At 63.3% G+C, this 24,464-nt stretch carries 24 protein-coding genes and 1 pseudogene; 22 read left to right on the forward strand and 3 right to left on the reverse strand.

The window, feature by feature from the left end; translation table 11 throughout:
* The 19 genes and pseudogenes from BLT65_RS04180 (at window position 1) to BLT65_RS04270 (ending at window position 16,629) form a co-directional block, all read left to right on the forward strand.
* A complete protein-coding gene (locus BLT65_RS04180) occupies window positions 1-801 on the forward strand; it encodes an N-acyl homoserine lactonase family protein (protein WP_091775090.1) in 801 nt (266 codons plus the stop codon).
* Between the two features lie 14 nt (window positions 802-815).
* Entirely contained in the window at window positions 816-1,601 is a 786-nt protein-coding gene (locus BLT65_RS04185) for an SDR family oxidoreductase (RefSeq protein WP_091775093.1), read from the forward strand.
* The gene (locus BLT65_RS04190) at window positions 1,591-2,976 is read left to right on the forward strand and encodes an MmgE/PrpD family protein (protein WP_091775097.1); all 1,386 of its coding nucleotides are present in this window, start codon (window positions 1,591-1,593) and stop codon (window positions 2,974-2,976) included. Before BLT65_RS04185 ends, BLT65_RS04190 begins: the two co-directional genes overlap by 11 nt.
* A 30-nt stretch (window positions 2,977-3,006) precedes the next feature.
* A complete protein-coding gene (locus tag BLT65_RS04195) occupies window positions 3,007-3,930 on the forward strand; it encodes an NAD(P)-dependent oxidoreductase (protein ID WP_091775101.1) in 924 nt (307 codons plus the stop codon).
* A gap of 44 nt (window positions 3,931-3,974) precedes the next feature.
* Window positions 3,975-4,301 (forward strand): NIPSNAP family protein, encoded by a 327-nt coding sequence (locus tag BLT65_RS04200; protein ID WP_035996114.1) that lies wholly within the window; start codon window positions 3,975-3,977, stop codon window positions 4,299-4,301.
* A 12-nt stretch (window positions 4,302-4,313) separates the two neighbouring features.
* Window positions 4,314-5,201 carry an NAD(P)-dependent oxidoreductase gene (locus BLT65_RS04205; protein ID WP_091775104.1) on the forward strand — a complete coding sequence of 296 codons (888 nt, stop codon included), beginning with the start codon at window positions 4,314-4,316 and terminating at the stop codon, window positions 5,199-5,201.
* A 19-nt stretch (window positions 5,202-5,220) separates the two neighbouring features.
* Window positions 5,221-6,648, forward strand: coding sequence for an aldehyde dehydrogenase family protein (locus tag BLT65_RS04210; RefSeq protein WP_091775107.1), 1,428 nt, complete (start codon window positions 5,221-5,223; stop codon window positions 6,646-6,648).
* Window positions 6,649-6,772: 124 nt separating this feature from the next.
* Window positions 6,773-7,168 (forward strand): carboxymuconolactone decarboxylase family protein, encoded by a 396-nt coding sequence (locus BLT65_RS04215; protein WP_007579377.1) that lies wholly within the window; start codon window positions 6,773-6,775, stop codon window positions 7,166-7,168.
* Window positions 7,169-7,237: 69 nt separating this feature from the next.
* Window positions 7,238-8,587 (forward strand): MFS transporter, encoded by a 1,350-nt coding sequence (locus BLT65_RS04220; protein ID WP_042308653.1) that lies wholly within the window; start codon window positions 7,238-7,240, stop codon window positions 8,585-8,587.
* Between the two features lie 31 nt (window positions 8,588-8,618).
* Window positions 8,619-9,539 (forward strand): NAD(P)-dependent oxidoreductase, encoded by a 921-nt coding sequence (locus BLT65_RS04225; protein ID WP_091775110.1) that lies wholly within the window; start codon window positions 8,619-8,621, stop codon window positions 9,537-9,539.
* Entirely contained in the window at window positions 9,536-9,931 is a 396-nt protein-coding gene (locus tag BLT65_RS04230) for a cupin domain-containing protein (protein ID WP_091775114.1), read from the forward strand. Before BLT65_RS04225 ends, BLT65_RS04230 begins: the two co-directional genes overlap by 4 nt.
* Before the next feature lie 51 nt (window positions 9,932-9,982).
* The gene (locus BLT65_RS04235) at window positions 9,983-10,774 is read left to right on the forward strand and encodes a carboxymuconolactone decarboxylase family protein (RefSeq protein WP_042308648.1); all 792 of its coding nucleotides are present in this window, start codon (window positions 9,983-9,985) and stop codon (window positions 10,772-10,774) included.
* A 7-nt stretch (window positions 10,775-10,781) separates the two neighbouring features.
* On the forward strand, window positions 10,782-10,970 hold the full coding sequence (locus BLT65_RS04240; RefSeq protein WP_244186413.1) for a hypothetical protein: 189 nt from the start codon (window positions 10,782-10,784) through the stop codon (window positions 10,968-10,970).
* Window positions 10,971-11,080: 110 nt separating this feature from the next.
* On the forward strand, window positions 11,081-11,761 hold the full coding sequence (locus BLT65_RS04245; protein ID WP_042308644.1) for a GntR family transcriptional regulator: 681 nt from the start codon (window positions 11,081-11,083) through the stop codon (window positions 11,759-11,761).
* A gap of 739 nt (window positions 11,762-12,500) precedes the next feature.
* Window positions 12,501-12,713, forward strand: a pseudogene (locus BLT65_RS48665) (PQQ-binding-like beta-propeller repeat protein); the annotation flags it as partial.
* An 80-nt stretch (window positions 12,714-12,793) separates the two neighbouring features.
* Window positions 12,794-13,345, forward strand: coding sequence for a c-type cytochrome (locus BLT65_RS04255; RefSeq protein ID WP_244186414.1), 552 nt, complete (start codon window positions 12,794-12,796; stop codon window positions 13,343-13,345).
* 16 nt (window positions 13,346-13,361) lie between these two features.
* On the forward strand, window positions 13,362-13,703 hold the full coding sequence (locus BLT65_RS04260) for an ankyrin repeat domain-containing protein (protein ID WP_425273101.1): 342 nt from the start codon (window positions 13,362-13,364) through the stop codon (window positions 13,701-13,703).
* Between the two features lie 631 nt (window positions 13,704-14,334).
* Complete coding sequence (locus BLT65_RS04265; protein WP_091775127.1) at window positions 14,335-16,158, forward strand: S10 family serine carboxypeptidase-like protein; 1,824 nt, start codon at window positions 14,335-14,337, stop codon at window positions 16,156-16,158.
* A 75-nt stretch (window positions 16,159-16,233) separates the two neighbouring features.
* Window positions 16,234-16,629, forward strand: a complete 396-nt coding sequence (locus BLT65_RS04270; protein WP_091775130.1) for a 2-oxoglutarate dehydrogenase — start codon at window positions 16,234-16,236, stop codon at window positions 16,627-16,629.
* 70 nt (window positions 16,630-16,699) lie between these two features.
* On the opposite strand, the gene BLT65_RS04275 is transcribed toward BLT65_RS04270, so the two are convergent.
* Window positions 16,700-17,635 (reverse strand): histone deacetylase family protein, encoded by a 936-nt coding sequence (locus BLT65_RS04275; RefSeq protein ID WP_091775133.1) that lies wholly within the window; start codon window positions 17,633-17,635, stop codon window positions 16,700-16,702.
* 167 nt (window positions 17,636-17,802) lie between these two features.
* Window positions 17,803-18,900, reverse strand: a complete 1,098-nt coding sequence (locus tag BLT65_RS04280; RefSeq protein ID WP_042308635.1) for an AraC family transcriptional regulator — start codon at window positions 18,898-18,900, stop codon at window positions 17,803-17,805.
* Between the two features lie 293 nt (window positions 18,901-19,193).
* Between BLT65_RS04280 and BLT65_RS04285 the strand changes: the two genes are divergently transcribed.
* On the forward strand, window positions 19,194-20,852 hold the full coding sequence (locus tag BLT65_RS04285) for an AMP-binding protein (protein WP_091776081.1): 1,659 nt from the start codon (window positions 19,194-19,196) through the stop codon (window positions 20,850-20,852).
* 129 nt (window positions 20,853-20,981) lie between these two features.
* A complete protein-coding gene (locus BLT65_RS04290) occupies window positions 20,982-22,769 on the forward strand; it encodes a SulP family inorganic anion transporter (RefSeq protein WP_091775135.1) in 1,788 nt (595 codons plus the stop codon).
* Between the two features lie 16 nt (window positions 22,770-22,785).
* Here the strand turns inward: BLT65_RS04290 and BLT65_RS04295 are convergent, their stop codons facing one another.
* On the reverse strand, window positions 22,786-23,886 hold the full coding sequence (locus BLT65_RS04295) for a PAS domain-containing sensor histidine kinase (protein WP_091775138.1): 1,101 nt from the start codon (window positions 23,884-23,886) through the stop codon (window positions 22,786-22,788).
* A gap of 234 nt (window positions 23,887-24,120) precedes the next feature.
* Here BLT65_RS04295 and BLT65_RS04300 point away from each other — a divergent pair, with 234 nt between their 5' ends.
* Window positions 24,121-24,438 carry a hypothetical protein gene (locus BLT65_RS04300; protein ID WP_167306451.1) on the forward strand — a complete coding sequence of 106 codons (318 nt, stop codon included), beginning with the start codon at window positions 24,121-24,123 and terminating at the stop codon, window positions 24,436-24,438.
* The last annotated feature ends 26 nt before the right edge of the window (window positions 24,439-24,464 follow it).

Raw genomic sequence — 24,464 nt, forward strand, 5'->3', positions numbered from 1 at the left:
ATGTCATCGCCCACTGAGAACTACCGTATCTACGCAGTCAAGTATGCGCATTTCGAGCGCCGTTCGCGCGACAACTTCATCGGCGGCGATTCGCATGACGTGCCGATGCCGCTCGATTACTTCGTGTGGGCCGTGGTGGGCGAATCGCGCACGTTCATCGTCGATACGGGCTTCGACCAGGCAATGGCCGACAAGCGCGGCCGCACGATCACGAACACGGTGGAGCGCGGCCTGAAGCAGATCGGCATTCGCGCCGATGACGTCGAAGACGTGATCATCACGCACATGCACTATGACCACGCGGGCAATAGCACGCTGTTTCCGCGCGCTCGTTATCACCTTCAGGATCGCGAGATGGCGTATTGCACGGGGCGTTGCATGTGCCATCACGCGCTGAGTCATCCGTTCGAGCCGGAAGACGTGAAGTCCATGGTCGGCCGTCTTTTCGATGGGCGCGTGCAATTTCATGACGGCGCGTCGGAGATCACGCCTGGACTGAGCGTGCATTGGGTCGGCGGACATACGAACGGCTTGCAGGTCGTGCGCGTGCATACGGAGCGCGGCTGGGTCGTGCTCGCGTCGGATGCGTCGCATTTCTACGCGAACATGCAGGAACATCGGCCGTTCCCTGTCGTCTACAACGTCGGCGACATGCTTGAAGGCTATGAGGCTGCGCATCGGCTGGCCAGTTCGCCCGAACATGTGATTCCGGGCCACGATCCTGCTGTGCTGACGCGATATCCGTCGCATGATCGCGAGACGGAAGGCTGGATCGTGCGTCTCGACGCACAAGCGCGTTGAGCGGGGCGAAACTCATGATGTTGAAAGGCAAAGGCGCTTTAGTGACAGGTTCGTCGAACGGCCTGGGTCTCGCGATGGCGCGAGCGCTCGCGGGCGCAGGCTGCGACATCGTGCTGCACGGACTCGAAGCGCCGCAGCAGATGACGCGGACCACAGACGAGCTGGCATCCACGTTCGACGTCAACGTCGCGTACGTGCAAGCCGATCTCGCAACCCCCGCAGGCGTCGATGCTTTGATCGGCGCCGCGCGGGAACGCGTGAAGACACTTGACGTGCTGATCAACAACGCCGTCGTACGGCATTTCGCGGATATCGAATCGTTCCCGATCGAGCACTGGAACAACGCGCTCGCGGTGAATCTGACGGCCGCATTTCGCGCGATTCAACTGACCTTGCCCGGCATGCGCGAGCGCGGCTGGGGACGCATCTTCAACATGACTTCGGTGTACGGCGCGCGCGCCGTTGCGAATCGCATCGATTACGTGACGACGAAGACCGCGCTGCTGGGGCTTACGCGCTCGGTGGCAATCGAGACGCTGAATCAGGGCATCACGTGCAATGCGATCTGTCCGGGCTCGGTGCTGACGCCGAATATCGATGGACGCATCAACGCATTGATGGACGAGAGCGGATTGAATCGCAGCGATGCAGTGCGCGAGTTTCTCAAAGGCAAGCAACCGACGGGCGAACTGGTCGAAGCCGCGCATGTCGGCGAGATGGTCGTGTTTCTGTGCGGACCGGCCGCGAGCCAGATCACGGGCGCGATGATGCCGATAGAAGGAGGCTGGCTTGCAGGCTGATTCCATCGACGCCAACGCATTGCGAAGCGGCGTATTGACTCGCTCTCTTGCACGCTTCGTCGCCGGCACGCAGTGGCGTGACTTGCCTGCCAACGTACGCAACGAAGCGAAGCGCTCGCTCGTCAATTACTTCGCGGTCGCGCTGGCAGGCTCGCATGACCCGACACTCGACAAAGCCGTCAACGTCTATCAGCGTTTTCGCGCCGATGAAAACGCGAGCATCGTTGGACGCGGCGAGCGCACGGACATGCTGAACGCAGCCGCGCTCAACGCGATGAGCGCGAACGTCTACGACTTCGACGACACGCATATCCCGACCATCATTCATCCCACTGCGCCCGTCGCGGCTGCGTTGTTCGCGCTTGCCGAGTCGCGCGCGATGAACGGCGAAGCGCTGCTGCTCGCGTTCGTGCTGGGCGTCGAAGTGGAATGCCGGATCGGCAACGCGGTCTCGCCGGAGCACTATCAGCGCGGCTGGCACATCACGTCGACATGCGGTGTGTTCGGCGCGGCTGCCGCTGTGGCGAAGGCGCTTGAGCTTGATGAACAGCAGATCGTGTGGGCGCTTGGCAATGCATCGGTGCAAACGGGCGGACTGGTCGAAACGCTCGGCACGATGTCCAAGAGCATCAGTGTCGGCAATGCGGCGCGCAATGGACTGCTGTCCGCGCTGCTTGCAGAAGACGGCTTTTCGGGCCCCGAAGCGCCGCTCGAAGGCGAGCGCGGTTTTCTGCGCGTGACAGCGTCGCAACCAGTTTGGAGCGCGCTTACGCATGAACTCGGGCATGAGTGGGAACTGCTGAAGAACACCTACAAGCCGTATCCGTGCGGCGTCGTGCTGAACCCGGTGATCGAAGCATGCCTCGATCTGCGGCGCGACGCGCGCTGGTCACTCGACGATATCGAACAGATCGAACTGACGGGCCATCCGCTGCTGCGCGAGCGCACCGACCGGGCGGGTGCTCGAACGGGCCGCGAATCGCAGGTCAGCGCGCAGCACGCGGTCGCCGTGGTGTTGTCGCGCGGCAAGGCTGGCCTCGACGAGTTCAGCGATGCTGCCGTCGCCGATCCTTCGCTACGTGCGCTTGGAAGCCGCCTGCGTTTCATCGATAACGCGTCGTGGCCCGTCGAATCCGCGCAGGTAACGATCATTCTGCGTTCGGGCGAACGCGTCGCGCATCGCGTGCATGCTGCGCGCGGCAGTCTCGCCGCGCCGCTTGCCAATGTCGAGTTGGCCGACAAGCTGCATCAACTGGCCGCGTATTCACGCTCGGGCGTCGATGCGCAAGCGTTGATCGACAGATTATGGAAGTTCGAGACCGAGACGGACGCGGCCGCAGTGATGCGTCTCGCGCGTGCTCGCGGTTCGAATTGAAACGGAATTTTTTCATTCACGAGGATTGTCATGTCGAGTAGTCAGGCATCAAGTCAGCAACGCGGGCCGTCGCTCGGTTTCGTCGGCGTCGGCACGATGGGCCGGCCGATGGCGCGGCGGCTGATCGAAGCGGGTCACACGGTGATCGTGTACGACCGCGATGAAGCTGCCGTTGCGGAACTCAAGGCGGCGGGCGCGCAAGTGGCCGCGTCGGTGCGTGACGTCGCCAACAGCGCGCGCATCGTGTTTACGAGCCTGCCCACGCCCGCGATCTTCAAACAGGTCGCGCTCGGCGACGGCGGCCTGATCGACGGCAGCGCAATCAAAGTGCTGGTCGATCTGTCGACGGTCGGCTCGCGCATCGAAAAGGAAGTTGCAGAAGGACTGCTCGCAAAGGGAATCGAAACCGTCGATGCCCCCGTGAGCGGCGGCGCAGCGGGCGCGACGAAGGGCACGCTCGCGATCATGGCGGCGGGCAATCCCGTCGCGCTCGAAGAAGTGCGCGGCCTGTTCGACGTGCTGGGCAAAGTGTTCGTCGTCGGTGACAAGGCGGGGCAAGGGCAATTGCTGAAGCTGCTGAACAACATGTTGTCGTCGACGGCGTTCGCGATCACCTCCGAGGCCTTCGTCGCGGGCATGCGCGGCGGGCTCGACCCGGAAGTGATGATGTCGGTGATCAATGCGGGCAGCGGCAAGAACGGCGCGACGCTCGACAAGTTTCCGAAGCACGTGCTGCCTGGCACATTCGATTTCGGCTTTCCTGTCGGCAGCGTCTGCAAGGACATCGGTCTTGCCGTCGACGAATGCCAGGCGCTCGGCGTGCCGATGTGGGTGGGCAGCGTCGCGCGCCAGATGTGGAACTACGCCGCGATGCAGGACGGCGCCGCGCGCGATATGACGGAGCTCGTCAAGTACGTCGAACGCTGGTCGTCGGTCGACGGCCTTGAAGATTGAAGCAGTATCGAATCGAACACACAACACGAAACACGGAGAACACCATGATCGTTGAAATGCGCATCTATCACTGCGCGCCGACGCGCCTGCCGGCCTTGCTCGACCGCTTCACGACGCACACGCTCGGTTTCTTCGAGAAGTACGGCATCCAGCAGATCGGCTTTTGGACCACGCTGATCGGTCCGAGCAATCACGCGCTCACGTACATGATCCAATGGGAAAGCCTCGCCGAGCGCGAGCAGAAGTGGAACGCGTTTCAGGCCGACGCCGACTGGATCGCGACGCGCGCCGCGACGGAAGCGCAGCGTCCTATCGTCGAGCGCATCGAAAATCATTTCCTGACACCGACCTCGTTCTCCGCGCTGCGCTAGGAGATGGATGCCATGACACAGAAGAAGCGCATCGGTTTCATCGGGCTCGGCATGATGGGCGCGCCGATGGTGCAATGCCTCGTCAACGCGGGCTTCGACCTGTACATCGACGACGCGGATGCAGCGCGCGCCGACACGCTCGCCACGCAAGCGGGCGCGCAGCGTTTGACTCGCGACAACGCCGCGTCGCTCGAAGCATTGATCACGATGCTGCCGAACTCGGCCATCGTCGAAAGCGTGCTGCTCGGCGGCGGCGCAGAGGGTTGGGCGAGCCGGCTCGCGAAGGGCTCGGTCGTGATCGACATGAGTTCGTCGGAACCGGAACGTTCGCGCAAGCTCGGCGCGGCGCTCGAAGAACGCGGCCTCGCGTATCTGGACGCGCCCGTATCCGGTGGCGTGAAGAAAGCGAAGGAAGGCACGCTGGCGATTCTCGTCGGCGGTCGCGCGGAAGTGCTCACGCAGTGCATGCCTGTGCTCGAAGCGATGGGCAAGAGCATCTTGCATATAGGCGGCGCGGGCTCGGGGCATGCGGCGAAGGCGCTGAACAACTACGTGTCGGCGGCGGGACTCGCGGCGACCGTCGAAGCGCTGCTCGTCGCACAACGCTTCGGCATCGAGCCGGATGTGATGACAGACGTGCTGAACGCTTCGTCGGGCCGCAGCAATACGTCGGAAAACAAGGTCAAGCAGTTCATGCTGAGCGGAACGTTCGGGTCCGGCTTCGCACTGCAATTGATGAACAAGGATCTGAAGATCGCTCATGCGCTTGCGCAGTCGGTCGGTTATCCGATGACGCTCGGCGACACCGTCACCGCAGTGTGGGGCGAAGCCGCGCAACGTTCGACGCCCGCCACCGACCACACCGAAATGTATCGCCTGCTCGATCGCGATGCGCGTTGATTCTGCACAGGAACCTGCCATGTCACATGCAGCGCAGTTTTATATCGACGGACGCTGGGTCGAACCCGCATGCGCCCGCTGGTTCGATATCGTCGATCCAGCCACGGAAACACCGTTCGAGCGGCTCGCGCTCGGCAATGCGGAAGATGTCGACCGCGCGGTCGCTGCCGCGCGTCGCGCGTTTCCCGCGTGGTCCACGACGAGCGTCGCGGAACGTGTCGCGTTGTTGCGGCGCGTGCTGCAGGTCTACGAACGCCGCTACGACGAGTTCGCGGAAGCGATGCGCCGCGAGATGGGCGCGCCCGTCACGTTCGCACGCAACGGCCAGGCGGCGCGTGGTCCCGCGCATCTGAATGCGCTGATCGACGTGCTGGAGCGCTTCGAATTCGAAGAGCAGCGCGGCAGCACGCGCGTCGTACACGAGGCGATCGGCGTGTGCGGGTTGATTACGCCGTGGAACTGGCCCGTCAACCAGATCGTCGTGAAGATCGCGCCCGCGCTCGCAGCGGGTTGCACGATGGTGCTCAAGCCGAGCGAGTATTCGCCGCTCAGCGCGTTGCTCTTCGCGGAAGTGCTCGACGAAGCGCAAGTGCCCGCCGGCGTGTTCAATCTCGTCAATGGCGATGGTCCGGGTGTGGGCGAGGCAATCGCGAGCCATCCGGATATCGACATGGTGTCGTTCACGGGCTCGACGCGCGCGGGCGTGCTGGTCGCGCAGTCAGCCGCGCCGACCGTCAAGCGCGTCGCGCAGGAACTGGGCGGCAAGTCCGCGAACATCCTGCTCGACGACGTCGATCTCGAAGAGGCCGTCAAGCGCGGCGTGGCTGCGTGCTTCGTGAACTCGGGCCAGTCGTGCTCGATTCCGACGCGCATGCTGGTACCGCGTCATCTGATGAACGACGCCGCGCAGATCGCGAAGCGCGCGGCGGAAACGTATCGCGTCGGTCCGACCGACGATGCTTCGACGCAACTCGGCCCGCTCGTCAACCGCAACCAGTTCGAGCGCGTGCAGGCGTTGATCCAGAAGGGCATCGACGAAGGCGCGCGGCTGGTGGCAGGCGGCACGGGCTTGCCTGAAGGCATCGATAAAGGTTATTACGCAAAACCGACCGTCTTCGCCGACGTCACGCCCGACATGACGATCGCGCGTGAAGAAATCTTCGGGCCGGTGCTGTCGATGATCCCGTACGACAGTGAAGCGGACGCCATCGCGATTGCCAACGGCACGGACTATGGTCTCGCCGCCTACGTGCAATCGGCGGATATCGCGCGCGCCCGCAAGGTGGGTCGTGCATTGCGTGCGGGCGGCGTGCATCTGAACTATCCGCCCGCCGATTTCCATGCGCCGTTCGGCGGCTACAAGCGTTCGGGCAATGGCCGCGAATGGGGCGAAGCGGGTTTGCGCGAGTATCTGGAAACGAAGGCGATGGTTGGTTACGGCACTTAGCAGGTAACTGCGTCCGGAGCGGCCAAAAAATTTTGCACGTTTAGATTGTCGGACAATCATCGCGTCAGGCAGTCGTAACGTGTGAAGCAACTGAACGGGTTGAAGCAACAGAGAGGACCTCAAGATGGAAAGCAACGAACGTTTCGAAAAAGGCTTTGAAAACCGCAAGGAAGTACTTGGCGCGGGGCATGTGGAGAAGTCGTGGGCCAATGCCGACGACTTCAACCGGCCGATGCAGAAGTTCGTCACCGAAAGCTGCTGGGGCGATATCTGGGGCGACAGGACGTTGTCGTTCAAGACGCGCAGCATGCTGAACCTCGGCATGCTCACTGCGATGAGCCAGCATCACGAACTGGCCGTCCACGTGAAGGGCGCGCTGCGCAACGGCGTCACGAAGGACGAGATCCGCGCGGTGCTGATGCAGGCGGCTGTGTACTGCGGCGCGCCGCTGGCGCTGGCTGCGTTCCGCGTCGCGACGGAAGCGATCAAGGCGTACGAGGCGGAGACTTCGGCGGCTTGATGCTGTGACGACACTACACATGGCAGCGCGAAACCAACAAGCAATGCCGACAAAGACCTGGAGACAATCATGAAAACCCTGACTGCGACCGACATCGCACAGTCCGAAGGCGAGCAATCGATAGAAACGAAAAGACGCAATGCCATCAAAGGCGCGTTCTTCTCCGAGTACATCGACATGTTCGATATTTATCTGCCCGTCGTCGTGCTGTCGCCGGTGCTCGCGTTCTTCCAGCCGCCGCATCTGTCGAGCGGCATGGAGACGATACTTGCGTCGCTGGTGTTCATCACGACGCTGCTCGGGCGTCCTATCGGCGCGCTGCTGTTCGGCATGATCGCGGACCGTATCGGGCGTCGCAAGGCATCGATCTGGTCGGTGTCGGGCTTCGGCGTGGTCACGCTGCTGATCGCGCTGTTGCCGGGCTACGAGAGCATCGGCATCGCGTCGTATTGGGCGCTCGTGCTGCTGCGCTTCGTCGACGGGATCTTTCTGGGCGGCGGCTACACGGGCGCGATGCCGCTCGCCATCGAGTATTCGAAGAAAGCGCAGCGCGGGTTTGTCGGCGGCTTCATCATCGCGGGCTTTCCGGCTGCATACGTGTCGATCAATCTCGTCGCGATGCTGATGTTCACACTCTTTCCGCTGAACGGCATGAACTCGCCGTACGCGCAATGGGGCTGGCGCATTCCGTTTGTGTTGGGCGCCGTGCTCGCGGGCATTCTCGCGCTGTACTACGTACACAAGGTCGCCGAATCTGAAATCTGGAAAAGCGAAGCCGCCGACAAGGGCAATCAGCCGGAAAAGCTGCCGCTCTCCGACCTGCTGCGCGGCAAGAGCGGACGCAACCTGCTTCAGGTGCTGGTCATGATGACGGGCTTCTGGCTCACGCAGAACATCATCACGATCTACCTGCCGACGGGCCTGCTCGTGAAGACGCTGCATCTGACGGGCTTCCAGATGACGTCCACGCTGATGATCACGTACTTCGTGCTGTTCTTCAGCTACATCGGCTCGGGGCTGATTGCACAGTCGATCGGTCGGCGACGCTTCTTCGTGATCGTCGGCCCGCTGATCGCGACGGTCGGTGCAGGGCTGCTGTATGTGCTCGCGAACAACGACGGATTGTCTTTGCCGACCATCATCGCGCTGGTCTGCGTGCTCGCCGTGCTCGTCACGTCGCCGTGGGGCGTGATCGTCACGTACATCAACGAACGCTTCGTCACGGACGTGCGTGCGACGGGCTTCGGCGTCGGCTTCAGCCTCTCGGTGATCATCCCGTCGTTCTACGCGTTCTATATGAACTGGCTTGGCGCGTTCATGCCGTTGCGGATGACATCCGTGGTGCTGTTGTGCATCGGCGGATTGATCGGCGCGGTCGGCGCGATGATGGGACCGGAAACGAAGGACGTCGACTTCTGACGAATCAACTGACTGCAAGGGAAAAGCGCAAATGAACAAGGAACGGATCGGATTCATCGGTCTCGGCAACATGGGCGGCCGCATGGCGCGGCGTCTCGTCGATGCGGGCATTGCGGTGCTCGGTTACGACACCGCGCCCGAGCGTGTGAAGGCAGCGGGCGCGCAGGCCGCGCCTTCAATCGCGGACGTCATGAAGTTCGCCGACGTCGTGATGATGTCGTTGCCGGACAGCAAGGTCGTCGAAGCCGTGGTCGAAGGCGAAGGTGGTGTGCTCGCGCATTGCCGTGCGGGACAGATCGTCGTCGATCTGAGCACGGCCGCCGCGAGTTCGACGATACGGCTCGCGCGGCGCTTCACGCAATGCGGCGTGCAGTATGTCGATGCGGGCATTTCAGGCGGCGCGGCAGCAGCGGAGAAAGGCACGTTGACGCTGATGGTCGGCGGCGACGCGAGTGCCGTCGAAGCGCTCACATGGGCATTCGCGCCAATCAGTTCTAAGGTCGCGCACATGGGCGAGAGCGGCGCGGGCCACACCACCAAACTGCTGAACAACTTCCTTAACGCGGTGAGCCTTGCGGCGAGCGCGGAAGTGATGGTGGCGGGCAAGAAGGCGGGACTCGACCTGCATCTGCTGCTCGACGTGCTCAACAGCAGCAGCGGCGTGAACTTCGCGACGCTGAACCGTTTTCCGAAGATCGTCGACGGCGATTATCTGGAAGGCGGGCTGACGGGCAAGCTGATGACGAAGGATGTCGTGCTGTATGTCGATCGCGCGCGCGAACTGGGCGTGGTGTCGCTGAATGCGGCGGGGCCGCTCGCGAGCTTTGGTCTCGGTACGGCGCTCGGTTATGGCGACGTGATCAGCAATCGTGTCGTCGATGCGATCGGCGATGTGTCGGGCGGCGTGCGTCTGTACGACGGGAAGATTCGCAAAGAGGAGAAGCAGGCATGAAGGTATTTCACGGCAGGGCAGAAGGGAAGTTGTCGGAACTGCGCGGCGAGACGTTCTCGGGCACGGTATGGGCCGACCCCGTGATGCCGCCGACGGACGGCGTCACCATCAATACGGTGTTCTTCGCGCCGCGCGGCCGCACCTACTGGCATACGCACGAGCAGGGTCAGGTGCTGCAGGTGACGGCGGGCAAGGGCTGGATTTGCAAGGAGGGCGAGGCGCCGCAGGAAATCCGCCAGGGTGACATCGTGTTCATCGGACCGAACGAGCGTCACTGGCACGGCGCGAGCGACGGCAGCTATATGGTGCATATCGCGACGTCGATCGGCAAGGCGACGTGGCAGGAAGAAGTGGCTGAAGCGGATTATCCGCAAGGGCTGGTCACGGGCTGAGGCGGCACACGGCGCGGGGAAAGCATCATCGTCATCGGAAGGAGCAAGCGAATGAAGCAGGGAGAGCAGCCGGCGCGCGCGCATCGCGAGCCACAGCAGATCAAGGACGACTTCGTGCGCGTACACGGCGTCTGGAATGCCGCATGGGACAGCATGCTTCGTCTCGATGCGGGTTTTGTCGATGCGTACGTGCAGTTCTCCGCAGTGCCGCAGCGCAGAAACCATCTCGATGACAAGACGCGCGCGTTCATCGCGCTCGCCGCCGATGCGTGCGCGACGCAGCTATACGGGCCGGGCGTCGCGCATCATATCGAGCGCGCGCTCGGGTTCGGCGCGACGCGCGAAGAACTGATGGAAGTGCTGGAGCTGATCAGCACGATCGGCATTCACACGAGTAACGTCGGCGTGCCTGTGCTGCTCGAAGTGCTCGAAGAGGAAGGCTTGCGCGCGGGACCTGTGCCGCTCGACGAACGCCGCCGCGCATTGAAGGAAGCATTCGAGAAGAATCGCGGCTACTGGCATCCGACGTGGGAAGGGCTGCTCGAACTCGATCCCGACCTGTTCGAGGCGTATGTCGAGTTTTCTTCGGTGCCGTGGCGCACAGGCGTGTTGAGTCCGAAGATCAAGGAGTTCATGTATTGCGCGTTCGACGCGTCGTCGACACATCTGTACGTGCCCGGCCTCAAGCTGCATATGCGCAACGCGCTGCGCTACGGCGCGACAGCGGACGAATTGATGGAATTGCTGGAGATCGTCAGCACGACGGGCATTCACGGCGCAGAACTCGGCGCGCCGCTGCTCGAAGCGGCACTGGCAAAGCACCGAGTGGCCGTCGATGCATGACCGCGCGATGCTGAATCCCAACGTATTGAACGAGCACGTCACCCGTTCTGCGCGGCCGCTTCAAAACGCGAGTGCGCGCGTCCGCGATTCCCATTCGACGTTCCGCGCATTGCAGGCGCTGCCGCTCGCGCGGCTCGCAGCGAACGGCACGGACCACGCACATGTGCGGGCCGTGGCGATACTCGGCTACAACTGAAGTGCTACAGCGAGGCAACAATCAACGCGTTTTATGCGCAACGGAGGACGGAAAACGGCTGGCGGTGAAGTATCATAGCGACTGTAACTTTGTCGGACGGGAAGACAATAATGTCGACTGATATCGGGTTGGTCCGACCTGAGACGCTGCGTCATCAGGTCGAAAACGTGCTAAGGCAGGCCATCATGAGCGGGCGCTTTGCGCCGGGCGCGCGTCTGATCGAGCGCGAACTGTGCGAGTCGCTCGGCGTGAGCCGTACCTCGGTACGCGAAGCGCTGCGCAAGCTCGAAGCGGAAAAGCTCGTGCGCAGCGTGCCGCACAAAGGCCCGATCGTCGCCGTGATCTCGCAGCAGGAGGCGAGCGAACTGTACGCGTTGCGCGGGCTGCTGGAAGGCTTCGCGGCGCACGAGTTCGCCAGGCTCGCCAGCGACGCCGCGATTGCGCAGTTCGGCGAGGCCGCGAAGGAACTGCGCACGCAGGCCACGGCGCAGGACCAGGCGGGCGTGCTCAAGGCCAAGACCGCGCTCTACGAGGTGCTGCTCGACAATTGCGGCAATGCGCTGGTTAAGGAGGTTCTGAATAGCCTGTATTCGCGGGTGAATCTGCTGCGTGCCACGTCGCTGATGCATCCCGACCGGCTGCCGAGCAGCCTGCGCGAAATCGACAAGCTCTACAAGGCGCTCAAGGCACGCGATGCCGACGAAGCCCAGGCGCTCGCGCGCCTGCACGTGGCGAACGCGGAGAAAGCCGCGATGCGCATGCTCGGCGAGAGCGACGACGCGCAGGCGTGAGCCTTCCGGATGCGAAGCCGGAGGCCGGCTTCGCATCACTTCGATGCAGCGCACAAAGCGTGCGTCCACAAGCAGGTTATAAAGCCGGCACTACGCCCGTCCGTTCGTCAACGCGGCGCGAGCGGCCGTCAATCCTCATACGTGAACCAACCTTCATTTGCGCGGTAATGAGGCGCCAATGCGCTGCCGCGTGCCTGGAAAATCGGCATTGCTTCGCCTACGCTTAATTGAGCCGGCCTTGAGGGCGAGAAGTTGTACTCGCCGAATCTGCGCAGCCGACCCGTCCCGAAGCAATCAAACGGTTCCAATTTCAAAGCTTTTGTTGTTTGAGAGGGGGGCGCGACTGTGCCCCGTCCACGCGTTGTCTACGCGCGGACAGCCGCCGCACTCCCGCGCTCGCAAGCTCAAACGATAAAAAGCCGAGAAGACGCTCATGACGCCATCCCCGCGGTACCTCGCCGTCTTCATTCCCATGTTGTTCGCCGCGCTCGCATCGCCCACCTCGCGGGCCGCCGACGAAGTGCAGAACACGTCCACCACCACCTCGGCGCCGATGCCGTCGACGTTTGCGCCCGTCAGTCAGGCGCAACTCGACAGCGCCGCCGGCAATACGTCCGACTGGCTGCATTCGAACGGATCGTATGCGCAGACGCGCTTCTATCCGGGCACGCAGATCAACCAGACCAACGTGGCGAAGCTGCGGCCGGTGTTCATCTTTCAGGCGGCTGTCAACGAGTCGATGGTGTTCAACGGCGAAGGCAACGGGCTGTTCCGCGCGTTCGATGCAGCGACGGGCAAGAAGCTCTGGGAGTTCCAGTGCGGTGCGGGCGTCAATGCGCCGGCCGTGTCGTATAGCGTGCGCGGCAAGCAGTATGTGGCCGTCGCGGCGGGCGGCAACACGCAACTGGACTTCAAACGCGGCAACACGGTGCTGGTCTTCGCGTTGCCGTGATGACGCGAACCGGGACGTCATCGCTCACCGCGCAGCGCGCAGCGCGTATCGTCGCGCGCGCTTGCGCAGTGATTTTTTGTATGGGCGGTGTCACGTGGCCGCTCGCCGACGCACGCGCCGACGCGGAAGCCGGCAAGACGAAGGCGCAGACCTGCGTGGCCTGTCACGGCCCGATGGGCAATTCGACCGATCCGCAGTACCCCGTGCTCGCCGGACAGACTCCGCGTTACATGTACCTTCAGTTGAAGGACTTCAAGGAAGGCCGCCGCAAGGACCGGCGCATGTCGCCGATGGCGGCGAACCTGTCGAAAGATGACATGCAGAATCTCGCTGACTATTTCGCCGCGCAGAAACCCGTGCCCGTCGATTTCAAGGCCGACGGCGTCGCCGTCGAAGCGGGGCGCAAGAAGTCGGCTGCGGAGCTTTGCACGATGTGCCACCTCGGCAACTTCTCGGGGCAGAACGAGATACCGCGCGTGGCCGGGCAGCACTATCAGTACATCGTCAAGCAACTGCAGGACTTCCGTTCCCGCACGCGCACCAACGATGGGGGCAACATGGGCAGCGTCGCGCGCAATCTGACTGACGACGATATCCGCAACCTCGCCAGTTACGTCGCGAATCTGCAGTAGCGTCGGGGAGACGATCATGTATCACGCCGTGCGGTATGGGGTGACTGCGCTGTTGATGGCCTGCGCGCTTTGGGCCGCGTCGGGCGCTGCGCTTCCGGCGGCAGCCGAAGAAGCGGGCGAGGTGAATCGCACGCTGCTCGCCGCCGCGAAAGACAGCGACCGCGCAAGCGTGATCGCGGCGCTCGATCGCGGCGCAGCCGTCGATGCGATGACGAGAATCGGCGACACCGCGCTGCTTACGGCATGCAAGAAGGGCGACGCCGAGATAGCGCGCACAATGATTGATCATGGCGCGAACGTGAAGCACGCGAACGCGTCCGGCGTCACGCCGCTGATGGCGGCCGCGTATGGCGGCTAGGACGGTATCGCCGCGTTGCTGCTCGCGCGTGGCGCTGACGAATCGCTGAAAGACAATCGCGGCATGACGGCGAAGGATATCGCCGCACAGACGCAATCGAATCAGGTTGCGAATCTGTTGTCTGCGCATTAATTGCGGAGACAGCCGTTCTTTATCTGGCTCGTCGAAATCGATTCCGATTTAAAAGAAAAAACGTAATTCGCCAATCCGGCTTATAGATTGCGCGATAAAACATTACGCGAATGATTTAGACGCGATTCTCTCGACCCAAAACAATGGATGCGAACGCAAGTTTCGATCCTATTCATCGCGCATAGCCTGTAAAAACGGGCCTTGACAAAGCACCGCACGACCTCCTATTTTTCCTCTGCCACCAATCATTACCAAATCTTTCCTTAGCGGAAAGCAATAAAGAACCAGTACAACTTACCGGCATGGTTTCTCGTTGCGTAATTAGTGATCCGAATTATTAGAATATTCAGCAACCTGTATCAATGCTGTTAGAAACAAGAAAGTTTAATGTCAGCCGCTGTGAGTGCCGACGAGTTCTGCACCGCTGTCTGTTTCCTATGCGCCTCACCGGCGAAGGCGGCCTTTGTGTAGCGGTAACTTACCTATCACAGGGACAGAAATGAAACCAGACCGTAGCATTAGCGGCAGCCGCCCGCGTCTGGGGCGGCTAGCCGCGTCAGGCGCGATGATTCTCGGGTTGCTGGTTCTCGCGGGATGTGGAGGAGGCGATAGCAGTCCTGCTTCGTCGGCGACGAGCGCGTTGAGCCAGGCGGCCGCGAATCCGCAAGCGCTCGCGCAACAGCAGGCGCAGCCGCAGGCGGCCAACAAGCCGTACACCGATCCGATTCCCTATTCGCCGCATGCGAACGACGGCCTGGCGGCATCGCAGGTCGCGGAGAAAGCGGCCGTGATGCATTACCAGTGGAAGTCGGGCAAGACGACGGTCAACTACACGACGACGACAGGCCACCTGACAGCAGCCGATGCGAACGGCAATCCGGAAGCGACGATGTCGTACGTTGCCTATACGGCGCAGGGTTCGAAAGGCAAGGCGCGCCCCGTGACCTTCATCTATAACGGCGGCCCGGGTTCGTCGTCGATCTGGCTGCGGCTCGGTTCGTTCGCGCCCACGCGCGTCGCGACGCCCGACCCGCTTCTCACCAACTGGCCGAACTATCCGCTCGTCGACAATGCGGAGAGCCTGATCGACACCACGGACATGGTGTTCATCGATCCGCCCGGCACGGGTCTATCGGAAGCCGTCCTGCCTTATACGAACAAGCAGTTCTGGGGCGTCGATTCCGACGTCAACATCATGCGCGATTTCATCATCCGCTATCTGGCGGCGAACAATCGCGGCGATTCGCCGATCTATCTCTACGGCGAATCGTACGGCACGCCGCGCACCGACATGCTTGCGCTGGCGCTCGAAACGGCGGGCGTGCCGCTGACGGGCATCGTGCTGCAGTCTGCGATTCTCAACTACTTCGCCGACGCAATCGAAGCCGTGGCGATCTTCGGCACTAAGGAAGGTCTGCAGCTGGACACCGATACGCTCGCCGGTTACTACCCCGGCTACGCGGAGGTCGCGGCGTACTTCCATCAGGTGTCGCCGCCGCTGCTCGATCAGGGGCTGTTCGCGTTGCAATCGGAAATCTTCGCGACGGGCCAGTACAACCATTTCAGGCAGTACGCGGAGACATGGGTGTTGAGCCAGTTCGGACTTCCCGGTTACTTCGACCCGCCCGTATACCCGGCGACGCGCACGCTGCAATCATGGGAGTGGCCGTCGAGCCTCACGCTGCATGCGTTGCAGGCTTACTTCGATCCCAACTCGTTTAACCTGGCGCTGGTGCCGGGCTCCACGATCGGCCGCTACGACGGACGCGTGTCGCTGCCCAATTCGGACCCGCGCCTGCAGACGGATGGCGATCCGTCGGACATCCTGATCTCGCAGCCGTTCACGACGGCGCTCGCGACGCAGATGCCGGACTATCTCGGCTACACGGCGCCGAACGCGACGTACATGCCGCTGAACGACGAGATCATCGAGGTATGGGACTTCTCGCACGACGGCCAGGCGCTGCCCGACACGCTGCCTGATCTGCTAGGTGCGATCACGCTCAATCCGAAGCTCAAGGTGCTCGCCGAGAACGGCTTTCACGATCTCGCCACGCCGTTCTTCAAGACGGAAAAGGACCTGGCGCGTCTGCAGACGGTGCGCGGCCTGAATCCGGATCTGCAGGTCAACTTCTTCCAGGGAGGGCATATGATTTATCTGGACGACGTGGCGCGTCCGAAGATGAAGAGCGATCTGGTGGACTACTACAGCGGCCAGCCGATTCCGCTCGCGCTGTCGCTGTGGACGTTGCCGGCGCCGTGGAGCGACGAAAGCCCGGCGGGCACGCCGACCTCCACCGCACAGGCTGCGGCAACGCAGTAGGCTCGATGGAACAGGTCCCCGCTCGTCACTGTTCCGTGCGGGGACTCCCAGTTCATCTATTCAGGGCGAGTGATCATGTCTCCAATCGATAGGTTGTCGCGCGTTCTTTCCATCATCGTCGTTCTCGGCGCCGCGATGGGCAGCGCGCATGCAGCGACGCAGGCCGTTGCGCCCGTGACGCTGCCAAAGGGCGGTCATGGCGTCGATGGTCCGTTCTTCCCGACCAACCGCGTAGCCGCTGTTACGCCCTCCACAGGGACGCAACTGCAACAGCAGGCGCAGCAGCGCATCGACGCGCGCATGGGCGCGAATTCAGTGCTGGGCAATGGCGCTTCGATCACGAAAGCGCAGGCGCAAAGCAACGGCCTTGGTTTTATCGCAAAGCACTTCGATCAGATCGACACCGCGCATTCGGGGCGGGTATCGTTGAATGACGTCAAGCAGTATTTGCAGCAGCAACAGGGGCAATAAAGAAAGCCCGCGCATCGGCTGACGTCGATGCGCGGGCTGTCCTTGCAGATTCCAGATGCAGCGTCGCGGCTCAAGTCCCCATCAACGCGCGCACATGGGCGCGCGTGCCGCCCGACAGCCCCTCCATGCTGTATCCGCCTTCCAGTATCGACACCACGCGCCCCTCGCAGGTCTCGTCGGCGATGCGTACCAGTTCGCGCGTGATCCAGTGGAAGTCGTCATCGTCGAGGCGCAGCGCGGCGAGTGGATCGAGCCGATGCGCGTCGAAGCCCGCTGAGATGATGATCAGTTCAGGACGAAACTCGCGCACGGCGGGCAGCATATCGGCCTCGATGCGCGAACGGAACAGATCCGAATCGCAACCCGGCGGCAGCGGAACGTTGAGGATGTTGTGGCTCACGCCCGTTTCGGCCGACTTGCCTGTGCCGGGATAGAGCGGCGATTGATGACTCGATGCATAGAAGAGTTCGGGCCGGTCATAAAACGCGGCCTGCGTGCCGTTTCCGTGATGAACGTCGAAATCGACGACGGCCACGCGCTCCAGTTTGTGTACGTCGTACGCATACGCAGCCGCGATGGCCGCCTGATTGAAGATGCAAAAGCCCATTGCCTTGCCGGGCTCCGCATGGTGCCCGCACGGACGCGTCGCGCAGAAGACGTTGCGCGCGTCGTTGTTGAGCACAGCATCGACGCCCGCGCACGCCGCGCCCACGCAGCGCATGACGGCTTCCCACGAACCCGGCGACATGACGGTATCGCCGCCGTCGAGCGGCATGTAGCCATGCTTCGGCGCGATTTCCGCGACTTCGTCGATGAAGTCCTGACTGTGAATGAGTTGCACCTGTTCGAGCGTGCCCATCGGCGCATCGCGCCATTCGAGCGCGGCGAATTCCGGTGCTCGCAAGGTTTGCAACACGGTCTTCAGCCGTTCCGGCGATTCGGGATGATGCGGGCCGGGCTGATGGTTCAGGCAGGCGGCGTGCGTGTAGACGAGGGTGGGCGGCATGGGGTGCTGATGCCGGGAAGGCCGGGCATCGTCTCCTTGGTGTAGATGTTTTCGAATGAGGAGAACGCACTGTGCAGCGCTAGCGGCTCCGGAGTATTCGTCAAGTGTAAGGTCGCGGCTTTCGCGCCGAACAATAAAACAAACTTTGGCACGCCATACACGTTCGTTTATGGAAGCGTCGCGCTACGATCGCGCCGGACGTCGTTCGGCGTCTTGCCCGTCCAGCGCTTGAACGCATGGCGAAAGCTCACGGCGTCGCTGAAACCCAGCGTCAACGCAATGTCTTCGATGCTGAGTGTTGTCGTACACAGATAGTCGACGGCGAGCGCCTTGCGCACGCCCGTCAATAGCTCGCTATACGACGCTCCTTCCGCTTCGAGCTTGCGGCGAAGCGTGCGCGACGTCATGCACAGACTCTCCGCGATCTGTTCGATGTCAGGGAATTTGCCAGGCGTGCGCGTGAGTTCCTGATAGACGCGCCGCGTGACGCCTGCCTGCCAGCGGAACTGCTCCACCAGCCGCGCGCATTGCGTCGAGACTTGCGCGGCCGTGATCGGATTGGCGAGCTGTGGCGCGCGCGATAGCCACGCGGCGGGGTAGCTCAACAGGTTCTGCGGCTGGTCGAAGGCGAGCGGGCATTCCAGCACGTCCGACAGCAACGCCGCATGCGGCGGTTGCGCCTGCGTGAACATCGCGCGCGCCGGCACGCACCATGCGCCCATCACGTCCTTGATGACCGTCACGTGTACCGCGAACTGCAGGTCGATCAGAAAACGATACAGCGGCTCGCCGATGTCGGGCATGCGGACTTCGTCGCGATTCGGGAAGACCCACGATGCCGCGTCGTCATGCTCGAACCAGCGGATGTCGAGTATGCCGTTGGCGAGCTGATGGTATTTGACGGCGGTATCGAAGGTCTGCGCGAGCGCTTCCGAGCACAGCAACGCATAGCCGTACATGCCGTAGCTCGATGCATGCAACCGGCAACCGACACGCACGCCGAGATCAGGTCGCTCACATAGACGGACAGCATTGCCGGCCGCAATCAGAAATTGCAGCGACGAAGTCAGCGTGAACGGGTTGGCGACAGCCCCGGCGTCGAGTTCCGTGCCCGCCAGCACGGCATTCGCGTCGATGCCTGCTTCCGAGGTCACGTCGAGCAGCGCGACGAGCTTGGACGGCGCAAAGCGCTTTTCACGCCATCCGATGACGGACGGCGCGTGCTGATGGGTTGCCGCCGCCTGCGCGGGCGCGCGTTGCTGCATACGTGAGTGAGTCCTGTGTCCGAAAAGATACCGGTTGCGTGCCCGGAATTCTGCGCCCGAACGCAGCGGCTCGCCATAGGGTTGACCCTTATTCATCCTGCTGATGCCGCGCGCAAACGCGCATGAATGGCGGATAGCGTATCTGCCGACGGCGAAGCAGCTTGTCCGTTGCGATCACCATTTCGGCCTAGCCGATCATTTGCATCCGACCGTCCGCGCGCGATAGTTCAACCTGCATGAAAGATCGATCAGGAGACAGCGTGGACGACAGCCACATCAGCACCCGTTATTGCATGAAACCGTCCGTGGAAAGCCACGCCAGCAAACGACACTGGATCGCCTCGTACGGGTCGATCCCCGCGGAGATCGACGCCGACCGCTATCCGTCGATCAACGCGCTGCTGGAAGGCGCGATGCGCCAGTTCGCGGCCAGGCCCGCGTTTCGCGCGTTCGGCCACACGCTGACTTATGCGGACATCGACCGCTTGTCGTCGGCATTCGCCGCGTATCTGCAGAAGGTGGCGGGCGTCGGCAAGGGCGACCGCGTGGCCGTGATGCTGCCGAACGTGCTCGCGTTTCCCATCGCGTTCATCGCCATCGCGCGGATCGGCGCGGTACAGGTCAACGTCAATCCGCTCTACACGGCGCGCGAACTGGAGCATCAACTGAACGACGCGGGCGTCGAAACGATCGTCGTGTTCGACGGCTCGACGCGCACGCTCGCCGAAGTCGTCAGCCGCACGAAGATCAGGACGGTGATCACGGCGGGCGCCGGCGACGGCAGCGGCGCCACGCTTCCCGGTCCCGCCGCCGACCCCGCGCTGCGCGGCGCGATCACGCTGCCGCAAGCGCTCGCGCAAGGCGAGCGGCTCGCCGCCGATCCCGTCGACGTCAACGGCAGCGATCTGCTCTTTCTGCAATACACGGGCGGCACGACGGGGCTATCGAAGGGCGCCGCGCTGTCGCATCGCAATCTGGTCGCGAACATCGAGCAGTTCAAAGCCTTCATGCCCGATTCGCTGCGGCCTGGCGTTGAGGTCGTCGTCACGGCGATTCCGCTTTATCACATCTTCGCGCTGACGGTGAACTTCCTCACGTACTTCTCCGTCGGCGCGGAGAACTGGCTCGTGGCGAACCCGCGCGACGTCGAGCCGTTCATCGACGTGCTGAAGGCCGCGCGTCCGACCATCTTCGTCGGCGTCAACACGCTGTATGCGGGGCTGGCCGCGCATCCGCGCCTCGCGGAAGTGGACTGGTCGCGGCTCAGGCTGTCCGCGGGCGGCGGGGCGGCCGTGATCGATATCGTGTCCGAGCGCTGGAAGTCCGTGACGGGAAGCTTCATCCGCGAGGGCTATGGGTTGTCGGAGACGTCGCCGGTGGTGTCGTTCAATCCGCAGTTCATCGACGGCTTCACGGGCAACACGGGCCTGCCCGTGCCTTCCACCGACGTCAAGCTGCTCGACGACGACAACCGTGAAGCGGGCATCGGCGAGGCGGGCGAGATCTGCGTCAAAGGCCCGCAAGTGATGCGCGGCTACTGGCAGCAGCCCGAGGCCAACACGCGCGCTTTCACGGCGGATGGCTACTTCCGTACCGGCGACGTCGGTGTGTTCGACGACAAGGGCTTTCTGAAGATCGTCGATCGCAAGAAGGACATGGTGATCGTTTCCGGCTTCAACGTTTACCCGAACGAAGTGGAAGCGGTAGCGACCGCGTTTCCCGGCGTCGCCGAATGCGCGTGCATCGGCGTGCCCGATGAAAAGACGGGCGAGGCAGTCAAACTGTTCGTCGTCGCCGCGCCGGGCGCCGAGGTGACGCAGCAGGCGCTGATCGCGCATTGCCGCGCGAGCATGGCGGCGTACAAGGTGCCCAAGGCCATTCACTTCGTCGATGCGTTGCCGAAGTCGACGGTCGGCAAGATTCTTCGTCGCGAGTTGCGACGCGCCGAATGACGCGCGGATTGCACCGCCCCCATCTACGGGCATAAGCTGGTTCATGTGACATGCGGCAGCCGCAGGGCGACAGGCGCCTCGCGGCCGCACATTCGACGTGAAGCGCTTCTTTACTCGAGAGGGCGGACCATGAGCCGAACGACCACCGATCCGGATCATGCCGCCGCCCGCAGCCCTCATCCGCTACTGCGCCGCGTGCCGGGCATCGCGACGCTTCGCGCGTATCGGCCCGCGTGGTTCTCGCACGATTTGATCGCGGGCATCGTGCTCACCACGGTGCTCGTGCCCGCCGGGCTCGGCTACGCGGAAGCGGCGCGCCTACCGGCCATCACGGGGCTTTACGCCACCATCGCGGCGATCGTCGCGTATGCGGCGTTCGGGCCGAGCCGCATTCTCGTGCTCGGACCCGACTCGGCGCTGGCCGCGCTGATCGCGTCGATCGTGCTGCCGATGGCAGGCTCGCGCCCGGAGCAGGTGCTGGCGCTGGCGGGCATGCTGGCGATCCTGTCGGGCGTGTTCTGCATCGCGGTCGGCGTGTGCCGTCTGGGCTTTCTCACCGACCTGCTGTCGAAGCCGATCCGCCAGGGCTATCTGAACGGCGTCGCGCTGACGGTCATCATCAGCCAGGCGCCGAAGCTGCTCGGCTTCGGTGTCAAGGGCAGCAACCTGTTACAGGAAGCGGCCGGTCTGGTGCGCGGCGTAATGGACGGCAAGCTGAACGAGGTGACGTGCGTGATCGGCGTCGCGTGCCTGCTGGTCATTCTCGGGTTCAAACGCTGGATGCCAGTGGTGCCGGGGATACTCGTCGCCGTGGTCGGGGCGACGCTTGCCGTCGCGCTGCTCGACCTGGACGCGCGAGCGGGCGTGGCCGTGGTCGGCGACGTGCCGCAGGGTTTGCCCGTGCCGTCGTTCCCGTCCGTCTCATTCGATCAGATCGTCGCGCTGGTGCCCGGCGCGATCGCCATCGGGCTGATTTCGCTCGCGGATATCAGCGTGCTGTCGCGCGTGTTCGCGGAACGCAGCGGCGAAAGAGTCGATCGCGATCAGGAACTGGTTGCGCTCGGCGCGGCCAACATCGCCGCGGGACTGTTTCAGGGCTTCCCCGTGACGAGCAGTTCGTCGCGCACGCCCGTCGCCGAATCGGCGGGCGCGAAAACGCAGCTTACGGGGATCGTCGCCGCGCTGTGCGTCGCCGCCTTGCTGATTTTCGCGCCGACGCTGCTGCGCTCGCTGCCGGCCGCCGCGCTCGGCGCCGTGGTCGTCGCGGCGGGCCTGGGGCTGTTCGAAGTGAGGGACGTGATCCGTACGTTGCGCCTGCGCCGCAGCGAGTTCACGCAGTCGATGGCGTGCTTTGCGGGCGTCGCGCTGATCGGTCCGATTCAGGGCATCTTCATTGCCGTGGGTCTGGCGTTGATGGCGTTCGTCTGGCGCGCGTGGCGGCCTTACGATGCCGTGCTCGGGCGCGTCGATGGACGCAAGGGCTACCACGATATTTCGCGGCATCCCGCAGCGCGGACCATTCCGGGGCTGGTGCTGTACCGCTGGGATGCGCCGCTCTTCTTCGCGAATGCCGAGATCTTTCGCGACCATGTGCAACGCGCGATCGAAACAGCGGCCACGCCCGCCAACTGGGTCGTTGTCGCAGCCGAGCCGATCACGGACGTCGACGTCACGGCCAGCGAAATTCTGCGCGAGTTTCATGCGAGTCTGCGCGAGCGGCGTATCGAACTGTGTTTTGCCGAGATGAAGGGGCCGGTGAAGGACATGCTGCGGCGCTACGGCCTGTTCGACACAATGGGCGAGCAGCATTTCTTCCCGACGACGGGCGTGGCCGTGGATGCGTATCTGGAACAGCACGACGTCGAATGGCACGACTGGGACGACGATGCCGACGCGCAGCAAAAAGGCAAGCCGTGACGGGCGAAAACAGCGCTTACTGCACGGCAGCAGCAGGCACGCGAATCGAAATGTGAAAACCCGTGCCCGGCGAACTGGCGAATGAAACCGTGCCCTGTAGCTGCCTGACGCGCTCGCGAATGCCAAGCAGCCCGAACGATGTGCTGACAGGCGGCAGCGTGAGCGTCGCGCCCACACCGTTGTCCTCGATATCGAGCGAGACGTGATCGCCGATGCACGCCAGCTCGATGCGCACGCGGCTCGCGTTCGCGTGACGCGCGACGTTGGTCAGCGCTTCCTGCACGATGCGAAAAAGATTGGTCGAAGCAAATTCGTTGAACTGCGGCTCATCAGCTTCGATGTGAACCGTCGCGGCGACGCCGTAGCGTTTGCTGAAGTCTTCGGCGAGCCATTCGAGCGCGGCGGTGAGGCCCAGATCGTCGAGCAGCGGCGGGCGAAGATCGGAGGCGATCCGGCGTAGCGACATCGCCATCGCGTCGATCTCCTTTTGCACCGCCCGCGTTTGCGGCACGAGCGGCGCGGTCTCGGCCTTCGAGGCAAGCGTCGCTTCCATCAGCGCGACACTCATTTTCAGGGCGGTCAGTTGCTGTCCGAGGTCGTCGTGCAGTTCGCGCGCGATGCGCTTCTGCTCGTTCTCGCGTGTGATCTGCACCTGCGCCGATACCTCGCTCGCCCGTTCGAGTTCCGCGAGACGCATGCGGTCGGTCATGTCGCGCGTGACCTTGGCGAAACCGAGCAGCGTGCCGCTGGCGTCACGCACGGCGGAAATGGTGACGTTGGCCCAGAACCGCGAGCCGTCGCGCCGCACGCGCCAGCCTTCGTCCTCGACGCGCCCTTCGGCGGCGGCGATTGCCAGTTCGTGCGCCGGCTTGCCCGCGGCGATGTCCTCGTCCGTGTAGAACGCCGAAAAATGACGGCCGATAATCTCGTCGTGTGAATAGCCTTTGATGCGCTGCGCGCCCGGATTCCAGCTGGAGACATTGCCCGCCGGATCGAGCATGAAGATCGCGTAGTCCTGAACCGCTTCGATCAACAGGAAATAACGGTCCTCGAGCGGCACATCCGATGCGGACGCTGCTTTGTCGCTGCGGGACGGCTCGTTGCCCGGCGCGGTCATCGTGATTCCCGGCGGTTGGTGAAAGGACGGTTGAGTTATATCAGTTCGCGAACGGTTGTACCAGTTTGCCGGGCGATCGTGCATCGGGCGCGCCGGGCGTGTCCGGCGGCCGAAGCTTTGCCGCGTTGATATGGGTCAATCGCGCCATCACGCGGGGCCGGTACGCTGACGGCACGGATCTGCGCAAGACTTGCTCTACGCATCCAATGAAGCGGGCATCAATGGGAGGCGATGGTGGGCATCGGCATGCAGATTGTCTATCTGGGCTGCAGCGCGACGGCTGCGCTCGAAGCGGAGGCGGCGATGCAACTGATGCGCCTGCAACCGTTCGGCGCGTCGCTGTCGGACTGCCATCTGGCCATCGAAGCGCTGCGGCTGCGTTCGGGCAAGCCGCTCTACGATGTGCGCCTCGACCTCGTCACCGCGACGCACGAACTGAAGCCGATTGGCCGCCATGCGGCCGAGAGCGCGGAAGAGGCCGTGCGCCGCGCGTTCGACGCCGCGGAGCGCACGTTGCGGACAGAGGCCTTTGCGTTGGCGCCGCGCCGTTGAGCGCGCGCTGTTAGCGCGTCGCGCTT

The sequence above is a fragment of the Paraburkholderia steynii genome, assembly GCF_900100565.1.
GTDB lineage: Bacteria > Pseudomonadota > Gammaproteobacteria > Burkholderiales > Burkholderiaceae > Paraburkholderia > Paraburkholderia terrae.